This is a genomic window from Roseovarius indicus, assembly GCF_008728195.1.
Classification (GTDB): Bacteria; Pseudomonadota; Alphaproteobacteria; order Rhodobacterales; family Rhodobacteraceae; genus Roseovarius; species Roseovarius indicus.
The window spans coordinates 2,492,672-2,506,420 of the sequence record NZ_CP031598.1; the positions used below are offsets into that span (position 1 = coordinate 2,492,672).

General features: G+C 65.8%; 18 protein-coding genes. All 18 read left to right on the forward strand.

Translation table 11 applies throughout. The annotated features are described in order from the left end of the window. The 18 genes from RIdsm_RS11620 (at position 1) to RIdsm_RS11700 (ending at position 13,746) form a co-directional block, all read left to right on the forward strand. The gene (locus tag RIdsm_RS11620; RefSeq protein ID WP_057816528.1) at positions 1-1,941 is read left to right on the forward strand and encodes an acetyl/propionyl/methylcrotonyl-CoA carboxylase subunit alpha; all 1,941 of its coding nucleotides are present in this window, start codon (positions 1-3) and stop codon (positions 1,939-1,941) included. Further along, positions 1,938-2,591, forward strand: a complete 654-nt coding sequence (locus RIdsm_RS11625; protein WP_057816529.1) for a glutathione S-transferase family protein — start codon at positions 1,938-1,940, stop codon at positions 2,589-2,591. Before RIdsm_RS11620 ends, RIdsm_RS11625 begins: the two co-directional genes overlap by 4 nt. Beyond that, on the forward strand, positions 2,588-3,256 hold the full coding sequence (locus tag RIdsm_RS11630; RefSeq protein ID WP_057816530.1) for a glutathione S-transferase family protein: 669 nt from the start codon (positions 2,588-2,590) through the stop codon (positions 3,254-3,256). The genes RIdsm_RS11625 and RIdsm_RS11630 overlap by 4 nt, the downstream gene beginning before the upstream one ends. Continuing rightward, a complete protein-coding gene (locus tag RIdsm_RS11635) occupies positions 3,249-4,112 on the forward strand; it encodes a hydroxymethylglutaryl-CoA lyase (protein WP_057816531.1) in 864 nt (287 codons plus the stop codon). Before RIdsm_RS11630 ends, RIdsm_RS11635 begins: the two co-directional genes overlap by 8 nt. Then, positions 4,109-4,612, forward strand: a complete 504-nt coding sequence (locus tag RIdsm_RS11640; RefSeq protein WP_151175225.1) for a DUF6653 family protein — start codon at positions 4,109-4,111, stop codon at positions 4,610-4,612. Before RIdsm_RS11635 ends, RIdsm_RS11640 begins: the two co-directional genes overlap by 4 nt. Next, complete coding sequence (locus RIdsm_RS11645) at positions 4,605-5,393, forward strand: crotonase/enoyl-CoA hydratase family protein (RefSeq protein ID WP_057816532.1); 789 nt, start codon at positions 4,605-4,607, stop codon at positions 5,391-5,393. Before RIdsm_RS11640 ends, RIdsm_RS11645 begins: the two co-directional genes overlap by 8 nt. An 87-nt stretch (positions 5,394-5,480) precedes the next feature. After that, positions 5,481-6,719: a hypothetical protein gene (locus RIdsm_RS11650; RefSeq protein WP_057816533.1), complete on the forward strand. Its 1,239-nt coding sequence runs from the start codon at positions 5,481-5,483 to the stop codon at positions 6,717-6,719. Between the two features lie 466 nt (positions 6,720-7,185). Next, entirely contained in the window at positions 7,186-7,551 is a 366-nt protein-coding gene (locus RIdsm_RS11655) for an NADH-quinone oxidoreductase subunit A (RefSeq protein WP_057816534.1), read from the forward strand. After that, entirely contained in the window at positions 7,542-8,171 is a 630-nt protein-coding gene (locus tag RIdsm_RS11660; RefSeq protein ID WP_138179198.1) for a NuoB/complex I 20 kDa subunit family protein, read from the forward strand. The genes RIdsm_RS11655 and RIdsm_RS11660 overlap by 10 nt, the downstream gene beginning before the upstream one ends. Next, positions 8,168-8,776 (forward strand): NADH-quinone oxidoreductase subunit C, encoded by a 609-nt coding sequence (locus RIdsm_RS11665; protein WP_057816535.1) that lies wholly within the window; start codon positions 8,168-8,170, stop codon positions 8,774-8,776. Before RIdsm_RS11660 ends, RIdsm_RS11665 begins: the two co-directional genes overlap by 4 nt. A gap of 30 nt (positions 8,777-8,806) precedes the next feature. Further along, positions 8,807-8,977: a hypothetical protein gene (locus RIdsm_RS30110; protein WP_177228376.1), complete on the forward strand. Its 171-nt coding sequence runs from the start codon at positions 8,807-8,809 to the stop codon at positions 8,975-8,977. Beyond that, complete coding sequence (locus RIdsm_RS11670) at positions 8,977-10,197, forward strand: NADH-quinone oxidoreductase subunit D (RefSeq protein WP_177228377.1); 1,221 nt, start codon at positions 8,977-8,979, stop codon at positions 10,195-10,197. The genes RIdsm_RS30110 and RIdsm_RS11670 overlap by 1 nt, the downstream gene beginning before the upstream one ends. Next, the gene (locus tag RIdsm_RS11675; protein WP_057816537.1) at positions 10,197-10,571 is read left to right on the forward strand and encodes a hypothetical protein; all 375 of its coding nucleotides are present in this window, start codon (positions 10,197-10,199) and stop codon (positions 10,569-10,571) included. Before RIdsm_RS11670 ends, RIdsm_RS11675 begins: the two co-directional genes overlap by 1 nt. Continuing rightward, positions 10,571-10,855 (forward strand): hypothetical protein, encoded by a 285-nt coding sequence (locus tag RIdsm_RS11680; RefSeq protein ID WP_057816538.1) that lies wholly within the window; start codon positions 10,571-10,573, stop codon positions 10,853-10,855. The genes RIdsm_RS11675 and RIdsm_RS11680 overlap by 1 nt, the downstream gene beginning before the upstream one ends. A 2-nt stretch (positions 10,856-10,857) precedes the next feature. Further along, a complete protein-coding gene (locus tag RIdsm_RS11685; protein WP_057816539.1) occupies positions 10,858-12,114 on the forward strand; it encodes an NADH-quinone oxidoreductase subunit E in 1,257 nt (418 codons plus the stop codon). A gap of 32 nt (positions 12,115-12,146) precedes the next feature. Beyond that, complete coding sequence (locus RIdsm_RS30505) at positions 12,147-12,731, forward strand: hypothetical protein (RefSeq protein WP_236553232.1); 585 nt, start codon at positions 12,147-12,149, stop codon at positions 12,729-12,731. A 39-nt stretch (positions 12,732-12,770) separates the two neighbouring features. Next, positions 12,771-13,514: a hypothetical protein gene (locus tag RIdsm_RS11695; protein WP_057816540.1), complete on the forward strand. Its 744-nt coding sequence runs from the start codon at positions 12,771-12,773 to the stop codon at positions 13,512-13,514. 13 nt (positions 13,515-13,527) lie between these two features. After that, positions 13,528-13,746, forward strand: a complete 219-nt coding sequence (locus RIdsm_RS11700; protein ID WP_057816541.1) for a DUF5337 domain-containing protein — start codon at positions 13,528-13,530, stop codon at positions 13,744-13,746. Positions 13,747-13,749 lie beyond the last annotated feature (3 nt).

Genomic DNA, 13,749 nt, shown 5'->3' on the forward strand with positions numbered 1-13,749 from the left:
ATGTTTGACACGATACTGATCGCGAACCGGGGCGAGATTGCCTGCCGGGTGATCGAGACGGCGCGGGCGATGGGCGTGCGCACGGTGGCGGTCTATTCCGATGCCGACCGCACCGCCAAGCACGTGGCGATGGCCGACCGGGCGGTGCATATCGGGGGCTCGGCGCCGTCGGAGAGTTACCTGAAGGGCGACCGGATCATCGAGGTGGCGCTGGAGACGGGGGCGCAGGGGATCCATCCGGGGTATGGCTTCCTGAGCGAGAACCCGGATTTCGTGGAGGCGGTCGAGGCGGCGGGACTGAGCTTCATCGGGCCGTCGGCGAAGGCGATCCGGGCGATGGGGCTGAAGGATGCCGCGAAGAAGCTGATGGAAGAGGCCGGGGTGCCGGTGGTGCCGGGCTATCATGGCGAGAACCAGGAGCCGGGGTTCCTGGCGGAGCAGGCCGATGAGATCGGCTATCCGGTGCTGATCAAGGCTGTTGCCGGGGGCGGCGGCAAGGGGATGCGTCTGGTCGAGAAGCCCGAGAAGTTCGCCGAGGCTCTGGAGAGTGCCAAGGGCGAGGCGAAGACGGCGTTCGGCAACGAGGCGGTGCTGATCGAGAAGTTCGTGCAGAAGCCGCGGCATATCGAGGTGCAGGTGTTTGGCGATGGTACGAAGGCCGTTCACCTGTTCGAGCGGGATTGTTCGCTGCAGCGGCGGCACCAGAAGGTGATCGAGGAGGCGCCGGCACCGGGGATGACCGAGGAGATGCGCGAGGCGATGGGCAATGCCGCCGTGCGGGCGGCCGAGGCGATCGGCTATGCTGGTGCGGGGACGATCGAGTTCATCGTCGATGGCTCGGATGGGCTGCGCACCGACGGGTTCTGGTTCATGGAGATGAACACGCGGCTGCAGGTGGAGCATCCGGTGACGGAGGCAATCACGGGTGTCGACCTTGTGGAGTGGCAGCTGCGCGTGGCCAGTGGCGAGGGGTTGCCGAAGGCGCAGGAGGAGCTGACGATCAACGGGCATGCATTCGAGGCAAGGCTCTATGCCGAGGATGTGCCGAAAGGGTTTTTGCCGGCGACGGGGCGGCTGGCGCATCTGGAATTCCCGGAGGGCGCGCGGGCCGACAGTGGCGTGCGTGCGGGGGACGAGATTTCGCCCTTCTACGACCCGATGATCGCGAAGCTGATCACCCATGGCGCGACGCGGGCCGGGGCGCTTCGGCGGATGTCGGCGGCGCTGGGGGATTGCCAGGTGGCGGGGACGGTGACGAACCTCGCCTTCCTGGGCGCGCTGACGCATCACAAGGGGTTTGCTGCGGGTGACGTGGACACGGGGCTGATCGAGCGCGATCTTGATGAGCTGGTCGTGGTGCCGGAGCCGGGGCCGCGGGAGACGGCGCTGGCGGCTTTGGCCGCGCTGGGGCTGCTGGGCATGGAAGGGTTCGAGACCGGGTTCATCCTGTGGACGCCGTTGACGCGCAGTGTGCATTTGGTCCGGGGCGGTGAGGAGATCGTCGTGAAGGTGCGGACGCTGTCGGCCGAGGCGCATGACGTGGTCGTGGGCGAGGCCACGGTCGAGGCGCGGCGCAGCGGGGGGCGCTGGCAGCTCGATGGTGAGACGGCGCCGCCGGTGGCGGTGAACGACCAGCTTGTCAGCGTCTTCTCCGATTACGGGCTGAGCTTCCTGGTGGTGGACCTTCTGGAGCGCGACAGCCTGGCCGGGGGGGATGCCGACGTGATCGAGGCGCCGATGCCGGGGTTGGTGAAGGTACTGCTCGCCAAACCCGGGCAGGAAGTCAAGGAAGGCGACCGGCTGGCCGTGCTGGAGGCGATGAAGATGGAGCACAGCTTGCTGGCGGCCCGTGACGGGGTTGTGGCCGAGGTGCTGGTCGAGGAAGGCGCGCAGGTGACGGCGGGCGCGGCGCTGGTGCGGCTGGAAGAGGGGGAGGCATGAGCGACGTTACCCTGACCGGGTATCATCTGAGCGTCTACACCTGGGCCGCACGGATGGCGCTGGCGGCGAAGGGCGTGCGCTTTGGCACCCGGGAGATCGACCCGTTCGAGCCGGAGAACCGGGAGGCGATGCGGAAACTGCACCCGTTCGGCAAGGTGCCGGTGCTGGAGCATGACGGGTTCCGGGTCTACGAGACGCAGGCGATCATGGATTATGTCGACGGGGCCTTCGACGGGCCGACCCTGACGCCGGTGACGCCCAAGCACCGGGCCAGGATGCGGCAGGTGATGGGGATCGTCGACAGCTATGTCTTCCAGCCGCTCGTGCTGGGGGTGTTCGTGCATCGTGTGTACCGGCCCCTTGTGGGCGAGAGTGTCGACGAGGCGGCGATTGCGGCCGGGCTGGAGACGGCGGGGCCGGTGCTGGATGCGCTGGAGGAAATAGCTGCGGAGGAGCAGACGCTGGTGCCGGGGCGGTTGTGCCTCGATACCTGCCTGTTGTGGCCGATGCTGGGATATTTCCGGATGGCGCCCGAGGGGGCCGAGATGATGTCGGCCCGTCCCGCGCTTGCGGCATGGGCGGCCTGGGCCGAGCGATGCGATGCCGCCAGAGAAAGCCGGCCGGAGCTGCCGGAAGGAGCTGACCGATGATCACGTTGCACCATGTGCCGCAATCCCGTTCGATGCGGGTGCTGTGGCTGCTGAACGAGCTGGACGTGCCGTTCCAGCTGGTCGAGCACCCGTTCGACAAGTCGCTGCGGCGGCCGGAATTCCTGACGCTGTCGCCCGCGGGCCGGGTGCCGGCGCTGGAGATCGAGGGCGAGCGGATGTTCGAGAGCGGCGCGATGGTCGAGTACCTGTGCGAGAAGTTTCCCGACAGGGGGCTGGGACGGCTTCCGGGCGACATGGGCAGGATGGACTGGCTGATGTGGGTGCATTTCGCCGAGACGATCAGCCAGCACGTGGCGATCCTGACGCAGCAGCATATCATGCTGTATGACGACGCGATGCGCAGCCCGGTGGTGATGAAGCTGGAGGCGGCGCGGTTGAAGAAATGTTACGCCGCGATCGAGGCGCAGCTGTCGACGCCGGTGGAGAACCGCGACTATCTGCTGACGAGTGGGTTTTCGGCCTGTGATATCTGTGTCGGCCAGGCCGTCTACATGGCGCGGCACTTCGCGAAGACCGACGAGTTTCCGGAAGTGACCGCGTGGATGGAGCGGATCACCTCCCGCGAGGCGTTCAAGGCGTCGCTGCCGGGGCCGGATGCCATGTTGCTTTATACAAAAGACTTCTACGAGGCCTGGGATGTCTGACTATGTCGAGATTTTCGAAGTGGGCCCGCGCGACGGGCTGCAGAACGAAAAGCGCCAGATCGCCACGAAGGACAAGGTCGCGCTGGTCGACTGCCTGAGCGGGGCGGGGTTCCGGCGGATCGAGGTGGCAAGCTTCGTGAGCCCGAAATGGGTGCCGCAGATGGCGGATTCGGCGGAGGTGCTGGCGGGAATCCGGCGGGCCGAGGGGGTGCGATACGCGGCGCTGACGCCCAACATGCGCGGGTTCGAGGCGGCACAGGCGGCGCGGGCCGACGAGGTGGCGATCTTCGGGTCGGCCTCGGAAGGGTTTTCGAAGGCCAATATCAACGCGACGATTGCCGAGAGCCTCGAGCGGTTCGCGCCGGTGGCGGCGGCGGCGAGTGTCGCGGGGCTGCCGGTGCGGGGCTATGTCTCCTGCGTCACCGACTGCCCCTATGACGGGACGGTCGCGCCCGCGTCGGTGGCCCGGGTGGCCGAGGCGCTGTACAGGATGGGCTGCTACGAAATCAGCCTGGGCGACACGATCGGGCAGGGCACGCCGGAAAGCATCGACGCGATGCTGGCGGCGGTGGCCGAGGTCGTGCCGGTGGAGAATCTGGCGGGGCATTACCATGACACGTCGGGCCGGGCGGTGGAGAATATCGAGGCCTCGCTGGAGCGGGGCGTGCGGGTGTTCGACGCGGCGGTCGGCGGCCTGGGAGGTTGCCCCTATGCGCCCGGGGCCAAGGGGAACGTGGCGACCGAGAAGGTGCATGCGCGGCTGAGGGGGCTGGGCTATGAGACAGGGCTCGATTCCGCGATCCTGAACGATGCCGCGGTGCTGGCGGTCGAGATGCGTGGCCGGGCGGGCGGATGAGCGGGCTCTACCGCGCCACGGAACGCCTGATGGGCATGAGCGACCGGGTATGGGCGCGGCATGCGAGCCCGTGGTCGGTCTATAGCCGCTTCACGATCCTGCCGCTTCTGGCGCTGGCCGTCTGGTCGCGGGTGTGGATCGGGGCCTGGGCCTGGGGCGCGGTGACGGCGGTGCTGCTTTGGACATGGGTGAACCCGCGGGCTTTTCCGCCGCCTGCGAGCCTGGATAGCTGGGCGTCACGGGGCGTGCTGGGGGAGCGGGTGTTCCTGAACCGGCGGGACGAGGTGCCGGGGCATCACCGGGTCTGGGGGGCGATGCTGTCGGCGGGCGCGCTGCCCGGCGCGGTGGTGATGGCGTGGGGATTGTGGGCGCTTGACGCGGCCTGGGCCGTGTTCGGCACGCTGCTGACGATGATCCCGAAGATATGGTTCGTGGACCGGATGGTGTGGGTTTACGCGGACTGGCTGAGAAAGACTGGCAAGGAGTTGGGCGATGTATGAGACGGTGAGTATCGAGACCGACAGCCGGGGGGTGGCGACGCTCTGGCTGGACCGGGAGGAAAAGCACAACGCGCTGTCGGCGCAGATGATTGCCGAGCTGCATGATGCGGCCGAAAAGCTGGGGCAGGATGACGACGTGCGCGTGGTCGTGCTGGCCGCGAAGGGCAAGAGTTTCTGCGCGGGCGGTGATCTGGGCTGGATGCGGGAGCAGTTCGAGGCGGAGCCCGGCGTGCGCTCGGCCGAGGCCACGAAGCTGGCGATGATGTTGCAGGCGCTGAACACGATGCCCAAGCCGCTGATCGGGAAGGTGCACGGGAATGCGTTCGGCGGCGGGCTGGGCGTGATGAGCATCTGCGACGTGGCGATCGGTGCGGAGGGGGTGAAGATGGGCCTCACCGAGCCGCGGCTGGGGCTGATCCCGGCAACGATCGGGCCGTATGTCTGTGCCCGGATGGGAGAGGCCAAGGCGCGGCGGGTGTTCATGTCGGCCCGGATCTTCGACGCGGAGGAGGCCGTGCGGCTGGGCTTGCTGGCACGCGTGGTGCCGGCCGGCGAACTGGATGCCGCGATCGAGGAAGAGGTCGTGCCCTATTTCAACTGTGCGCCGGGCGCGGTGGCCCGGTCGAAGGCGCTGCTCAGGGCGCTGGGGCCACGGATCGACCGGGAGATGATTGACCTCAGCATCAATGCGCTGGCCGATGCGTGGGATACCGAGGAGGCGCATGAGGGGGTTGCCGCCTTCTTCGACAAGCGCAAGCCCGGGTGGATTCCGGAAGGATAAGGTGATCCGGCCGATGCGGGGCCGTGGTTAACGGCCCATAAACCATGCTGTGTCAGACCTGTTGCCATGAAGTGCAGGAGGTCGGGCATGGCTGGTTTCATGAGGCGTTGGGTTGCGGCGGTGGTGTTCGTGCTGGGCGCGATGCCGGCGGCCGCGGAGGAGGGGATGTACAACCCCGACGGGCTTGTGCGGACGAGCCTGCGATATTCGGAAGAGATGTTCGACCGGCAGGCGCATGTGCCGAACAAGATTGCGCGGATGTTCCTGGCCCGCAGCGAAGGGCGGCTGGAGCCGGGGGCGCTTTATCTTGGCGGGCGGTTCGTGGCCACGCGGATCTGGGAGACGACCAATACGCCGGGGCGGTTTCCCATCCTGTCGCGGCTGCCGCCGACCCATACCGCCGGCACGTCGGACGGGTACGGGGTGATCAACGAGATATCGGTTCATACGACACTCGCGCTGCCGATGGTGACGGCCTTTGCGCAAGGGGAGTATACCGAGGTCGAGTATCCGGGGCAGAAACCCATCCAGTTACGGAAGTACTGGGTGGCGATCGGCGATCCGGACGTGGCGCCGGTCTATCTGGCCTTCGGGCGCAAGACGGTGAATTTCGGGAATTTCGCCACGTATGCGCCGTTCACGCATAGCCATTCCACGCATTATTTCTGGCCGCAGAGCGACGACCCGGTGATCGAGCTGGGCTATGTCACGCCGCGGACGGAGCTGGCCTTCACCCTCATCCCGGCGCATCGCGGGCTGCGTGTGCTGAGCACCCCGAAGAATGACGGGGCGTTCAGCAATTTCGCGGTGAACGGGTCGCACCGGTTCGACCTTGGCCGGGGCAGGAGCCTGCGGCTGGGGGCCGGGTTTCTGCGCGGGACGATCTATGACAGCGTCATCGCCCATCACCCGCCCGGCGTGGGCATTAACCGGCAATGGAACGGGTTGTGGGACGTGAATGCCGTCTACAATGCGCCGCGCTTCGACCTGATGGCCGAGTTCACCCGCACGCTGCATGACTGGCCGGCGACGGGGCATCACGTGCAGGCCACCACGTTGCAGGGGCGCTGGCGGGGTGAGGTCTTCGGCCGGCCGGCGGTTTGGTCTGCCTCGGTGAGCCGGGGGGTGCAGGGCGCGCGGGGCCTGCCGTGGGAGGTGATGGAGCAGGCGATACTCGGGCTCGAGGTGGACCTGGCGCCGCATGTGAAGGTTGGCGCCGAGTACATGTATAACGAAGGGTTCGTGCCGCTGATCCTGCCGCGGGTGACAAGCGTGGCGGGGGTGAAATCGCACACGGTGATCCTGGGGGCGGAACTGACCTTTTGAGCGACCCGACCGGGCGATCACCTGCGGGACAGGTCATGGCGGTCGGCTGGCCGTTGGTATTGCCGGGCGCGCCCGCGCGATGCGGTTTGTCTGGCGGTTCGGCGACGTTGCGGCAAGACGCGGACGGGGCGGGACCAGGTGCCCGTGCAGGGCAGACTCAGGGGGCGGGCGCTTTGCCGCGTTGCAGGCATGGATCATGCGGCAGCGCGGCGAAAACTTGACCGGCGGCCCCCTCGACAGCGTTGGCTGGCGGCATATGTTGTGTTGCATGACGCGCCTGAGCGCCTTGAAATCAAGCAGTTTTTGGCGAACCGGCCCGCGATCTCGCCGTGTGACGATCGGGGCCGTCCGGCCCGTGCGAAATTGTCACCGTCTGGTTGACCCCATCATGGGGCAGGGGTAAACCCGATTATGTCAAAAGAGCCAGCTTGATGCGCATGGCATTGCGCATGAAAGGAGCCACCACGTGGATGAGATGCTGAGGGAGTACCTCCCCGTCCTTTTTCTTCTGGCCATTGCCATCGGTCTTGGCCTTGTCCTGATCCTCGCCGCCGTCGTTCTGGCCGTCCGTCACCCGGACCCGGAGAAGGTGAGTGCCTATGAATGCGGCTTCAACGCTTTCGACGATGCGCGGATGAAGTTCGATGTGCGGTTCTACCTCGTGTCGATCCTGTTCATCATTTTCGATCTGGAGATCGCGATGCTGTTCCCGTGGGCCGTGGCCTTCCAGGATATCAGCATGGCCGCCTTCTGGTCGATGATGGTCTTCCTTGCCGTGCTGACCGCCGGGTTCGCCTATGAATGGAGAAAGGGAGCCATGGAATGGGAGTGAAGAGCGAGACTGCCGAAAAAGAGGGCCTTGTTACCGAGACGCAAGGCCAGGGCCTTCAGAGCGACCGCGTGAAAAGCGGCCCCTCGGCGGAAGCGCCGATCGGGGCGGAGCAACCCTCGGCTTCGGCCGAACCGGCGGTTCAGGCGCTGAACCGCGAGCTGCAGGACAAGGGTTTCCTGCTGACGTCGACCGAGGACATCATCAACTGGGCCCGGACGGGTTCTCTGCACTGGATGACCTTCGGGCTGGCCTGCTGTGCCGTCGAGATGATGCACACGTCGATGCCACGCTACGACCTCGAACGCTTCGGTACCGCGCCGCGGGCCAGCCCGCGCCAGTCGGACCTGATGATCGTGGCCGGGACGCTGACCAACAAGATGGCCCCCGCGCTGCGAAAGGTCTATGACCAGATGCCCGAGCCGCGCTACGTGATCTCGATGGGTTCCTGCGCCAATGGCGGGGGGTATTACCATTACAGCTATTCCGTGGTGCGCGGCTGTGACCGGATCATCCCGGTCGATGTCTACGTGCCCGGCTGCCCGCCGACGGCGGAGGCGCTGGTTTACGGCATCCTGCAGCTGCAACGCAAAATCCGCCGGACGGGGACGATCGTAAGATGACAGCAGCACTGAAGGAACTGGGCGCCCATATCGAGGCCAAGCGCACCGATTGCGTGATCAGCTGGGAGGTGGCGTTCGACGAGTTGAATGTCGACGTGGCGCTGGCGAATATCGTCGGGCTGGTCGACTTCCTGAAGACCGACCCGACCTGCCGTTTCTCGACGCTGGTGGACATCACGGCGGTGGATTACCCGGAACGGCCCAAGCGGTTCGACGTGGTCTATCACTTCCTGTCGATGTACCAGAACCAGCGCATTCGCCTGCGGATGGCAGTGCGCGAAGAGGACATGGTGCCGTCGATCACCGGTATCCACCCGTCGGCCAACTGGTTCGAGCGGGAGGTGTTCGACATGTTCGGCATCCTGTTCTCGGGCCATCCGGACCTGCGGCGCATCCTGACCGATTATGGCTTCCGCGGCTATCCGCTGCGCAAGGATTTCCCGACCACGGGCTACACGGAAGTGCGCTATGACGAGGTGCAGAAGCGGGTGGTCTACGAGCCGGTGAGCCTTGTGCAGGAATACCGGCAGTTCGACTTCATGAGCCCGTGGGAGGGTGCCGAGTACATCCTGCCGGGGGACGAGAAAGACACCGCATCGAAATGAACGGGTGGGGGCGCAGCGAGGGGCGACGGTATGATCTGGCTCATTCTACTCTCGGTGGCATTCGTGGTTCCGTTCTGGAAGCTGCTGCCGGAGTACGGCATTTCCAGCTACTGGCCGATCACCGCGATCTTTCCGCTCTGCACGCTCATCATGCTCTATATCATGGCCTTCGGGGCCGAACGTAAGGGAGGTCCGCGATGATGGACGGCTCCAAGGGATTTGACGACGCCCAGACGGGTGAACAGAAGATCCGCAACTTCAACCTGAACTTCGGCCCGCAACACCCTGCGGCGCACGGGGTTTTGCGGCTGGTGCTCGAGCTTGACGGCGAGATCGTCGAGCGCTGCGACCCGCATATCGGGCTGCTTCACCGCGGCACCGAGAAGCTGATGGAAAGCCGCACCTACCTGCAGAACCTGCCGTATTTCGACCGGCTGGATTACGTGGCGCCGATGAACCAGGAGCACGCCTGGTGCCTGGCGATCGAGAAGCTGTGCAAGGTCGAGGTGCCGCGGCGGGCGCAGCTGATCCGGGTTCTGTATTCCGAGATCGGGCGCATCCTGAACCACCTGCTGAACGTGACGACTCAGGCGATGGACGTGGGCGCGCTGACCCCGCCGCTTTGGGGGTTCGAGGAACGCGAGAAGCTGATGGTGTTCTACGAGCGGGCCTGTGGCGCGCGGCTGCACGCCGCGTATTTCCGGCCCGGTGGCGTGCACCAGGACATTCCCGACGAGCTGATCGACGATATCGAGACCTGGGCGAACGAGTTTCCGAAGGTGCTTGCCGATCTCGACGGGCTTCTGACCGAGAACCGGATCTTCAAGCAGCGCAACGCCGATATCGGCGTGGTGAAGGAGAAGGATATTCTCGAATGGGGCTTCTCGGGCGTGATGGTGCGCGGCTCGGGCCTTGCCTGGGATTTGCGCCGGGCGCAGCCTTATGAATGCTACGACGAGATGGAGTTCCAGATCCCCGTCGGCAAGAATGGCGATTGCTATGACCGCTATCTCTGCCGGATGGAGGAGATGCGGCAATCGCTGAAGATTATGCACCAGTGCTTTGAGAAGTTGCGGGCGCCGGAGGGGAAGGGCGACGTGCTGGCGCGCGGCAAGCTGACGCCGCCGACGCGGACCGACATGAAGACCTCGATGGAAGCATTGATCCACCACTTCAAGCTTTATACCGAGGGCTTCCACGTGCCCGAGGGCGAGGTGTATTGCGCCGTCGAGGCGCCGAAGGGGGAATTCGGGGTGTACCTGGTGGCGGACGGGTCGAACCGGCCGTACCGCGCCAAGCTTCGGGCGCCCGGCTTCCTGCACCTGCAGGCGATGGATTTTGTCGCCGGCGGCCACCAGCTGGCCGACGTGGCGGCGATCATCGGCACGATGGATGTCGTGTTCGGGGAGATCGACCGGTAATGACGCTGGCACAGGCTGCCATATGGCTTTCCGGCGGGGGCGTGCTGGTGACGGGGGTTCTGGCCCTCATGTTTCTGCGCGACCCGGTGAGCGGGATGGCGGCCACGACACACCGGGCAGAGAAGCTGCCCGAGGTGATGACCGACCGGTATATTGCCTTCCTGATCCTGGCGATCGGGGCGACGGTTTACGGTGACCTGAAGGTCATCGCGGTTCTGTTTTTCGCGTTCTCCTTCATGGGGTACGCGGATGCGTATATTTATGCGCGCGGCGGCTATCCCTACGCCAAGCATGTCGGGGCCGGGACGGCCGCGCTGTTGGTGGCGGCGGTCGCGGTGCTGGCGCTGCTGGGCAGCGGAGAGGGAGTATCCTGATGCGTTTTGCGAAATGTCTGGCCCTTGCGGGGCTGCCCTTGGGGCTTGCGGCCTGTATGACAACGCCCGAGGGCGTCAACGAGCAGATGATCGCGGATTACACGGCGGCCGTGGCGACGATCGGCTGCGAGATGAAATACGATTCCGATTACCTGCCGGTCGAGCTTCAAGCCGGGATCACCCGGCAGCAAGCGCTTGATATCACATCCTACATGCTCGCCAACGACAAGGCCGTGAACCTGCCTGACGGTGGCGTGAAACTTACTACGGGAGCCTGTGCCTGAGCATGCTGAGACGTCTTCACCACGAACAGCCAGAGAGCTTTGCGTTCACCGAGGCCAACCGGGCCTGGGCGGAAGCGCAGATCACCAAGTACCCCGAGGGCCGGCAGGCCAGCGCCGTCATCCCGCTTTTGTGGCGCGCGCAGGAGCAGGAAGGCTGGCTGACGCGGCCGGCGATCGAACATGTGGCCGATATGCTGGACATGGCCTATATCCGGGCCTTGGAAGTGGCGAGCTTCTACTTCATGTTCCAGTTGCAACCCGTTGGATCGGTTGCACATATCCAGATTTGCGGGACGACCTCCTGCATGATCTGCGGGGCGGAGGACCTTGTGGGGGTCTGCCGCGACAAAATCGCGCCGAATGCCCATGAGGTGAGCGCCGACGGCAAGTTCAGCTGGGAAGAGGTGGAATGCCTCGGTGCCTGTGCGAACGCGCCGATGGCGCAGATCGGCAAGGACTACTACGAAGACCTGACGGCCGAACGGCTGGTCGAGATCCTCGACGAGCTGGCCGCCGGAAAGGTGCCGGTGCCGGGCCCGCAGAACGGGCGCTATGCGTCGGAGCCGGCCTCGGGGCTGACCACGCTGAAGGAGTTCGACAGCGGGCAGACCAAGTATAACGCGAGCGTGCAGTTGGCGACCGATATCGGCGACACGGTCAAGCGGATCGACGGCACCGAGGTGCCGATGCTGGCGCCGTGGCGCGAGAAGGGGGCGAACCACCAGCCGGCGGACCCGGCCGTGAATGTGAAAGAGCCGCCGAAGCAGGAAGCCGCGAAGGACCAGCCGGTCGAGAAGGCGCCCAAGGCCAAGGCCGACGATACCGGCGTGAGCAAGGCGGAGGCGCAGGCCAAGGAGAAGGGCAAGCCCGAGTCGAAGCGTGCGCCTGAGGACAAGGCCGGCAAGGCGGAGAAGGCTGTGCCCAAGTCGAAGGCGAAGGCCGGCGACAAGGCCACGGCCGATGCGGGCGAGGGCACCAAGCCGGAGCTGCTTTCGGAGGCGCGCGAGGGCGGGCCGGACGACCTGAAATATATCAAGGGGGTCGGGCCGAAGCTGGAGCAGGCGCTGCACGATATGGGCGTGTTCCATTTCGACCAGATCGCCAGTTGGACCGACGAAGAGGTGGCCTGGGCCGATCAGAACCTTGTCGGGTTCAAGGGCCGGGTGAGCCGTGACGACTGGGTCAGCCAGGCGAAAATCCTGGCCGAGGGCGGCACGACGGAGTTCTCGGACCGGGCCAAGAAGGGCGACGTGTACTGACGCCCCGACGGGGCATCTGAGGAAAGGCTGCGATGTCAGAGACCGCGAAACCGGAGACCTGCCTTTGGGCATGCTGGGGCGTTGGCGCGCTCGCCGGTGTCGTGGCGCTTTGGCAGGTGATCGAGGCGTTTCCGGTGCTGGCGGCGCTGATGTTCAGCGGGGCCCTGGCGGTGCTGATCGCCATCGCGGTGTCGCGGGCGGTGTGTGTCGACAAGGGGATGAAGCGCAATCTCGGCCTGGCGATGGGGCTGGAGATCGACGACAGTTACAAGGACGAGACCGAGACGGTGTCTCTGGCCCGGGTGCCTGCCGACAAGGGGGCCGATGCGCGGCCCCCGAAGCTTGGTGCGGCGCGGGACGGCCAGCCGGACGACCTGAAGAAGATCAAGGGGATCGGGCCCGCGCTCGAGACCCTGTGCCATGAGCTTGGGATCACGCATTACGACCAGATCGCCGCGTGGGGACCAGACGAGATTGCCTGGATGGACGACAATCTCGAGGGGTTCCGCGGACGGGTGGGCCGGGACGATTGGGTGAGCCAGGCCAGGGCCCTCTGTGACGACGCGGAGACGCAGGCGTCAAAGCGTGGTAAGAGTGCAACGGACGGTGCCGCATGACGGGCCGCGTTCTGCACATAACCACAGGGGGGAAATGACATGGCGAATTCGAACTCGGGACTGAGCTGTTCGGCCGGATGCTGGCTTATGGCCGCAGGGGCGGGCGTGGTGGCGCTGATACTGATGCTGACCTTGGGCAGTGTCGGGTTCATCGGCTCGATCTTCCTGAGCGGCGTGATCTTCGTGGTGCTGGGGCTGCTGTTCGGCTTCCTGTTCTGTCGCGAGCTGCCGCAGTCGGGCGTGGCCACCGCCGGCAAGGCGGCCCCCGCGGCGAAGCCGGCCCCCGCGGCCGAGGCACCGACACCGGCGCCGGCGACCGAGCCGGCCCCGGCCAGCCCGGCCACCGCTGCGGCACCAGCGGCGGAGGCGAGCGCCGTGAAATCGGGCACGCAATTGCCGGGCGAGGAAGAGCTGGCCTCGCGCAAGGGCGAATGGAAATACGAGGGCGGTGCCGACGCGCCGAAAGCCGCGCCCAAGGCGGCGGCCAGCGATGGCGGCAGCAAGCCCGAGGGCCTGTCTGAGCCGCGCGGCGGCAAGGCGGACAACCTCAAGGAAATCAAGGGCGTCGGGCCGAAACTGGAACAATTGCTCAACTCGATGGGCTTTTACCATTTCGACCAGATCGCCAGTTGGGGCCCCGCCGAGGTGGCGTGGGTCGACGAAAATCTCGAAGGCTTCAGGGGCCGGGTCACCCGCGACAACTGGGTCGAGCAGGCGAAGACGCTTGCCGGCGGCGGGGAAACCGAGTTCTCGAAGCGGGTCGAGGATGGTGACGTGTACTGAATGAGCAAGGGGCATGAGCGACCGCGACACAGCCGCCCGCAAGGGGCGCCAGGCAGCGCTGGTCATCGCCGGAACGGCGGTGTTCTGGATCCTGGTGACCCTGATCGGAGACAAGGAAGGCTTCAGCCAAGGGCTGAGGCTTGTCTTCGATCTGCTGGCGCTGGCGGGGTTCGTCTTTGCCTTCTGGCTGATCTTTCAATACTGGCGGGCACGCCAGGACAATCAGGGGTAGCGG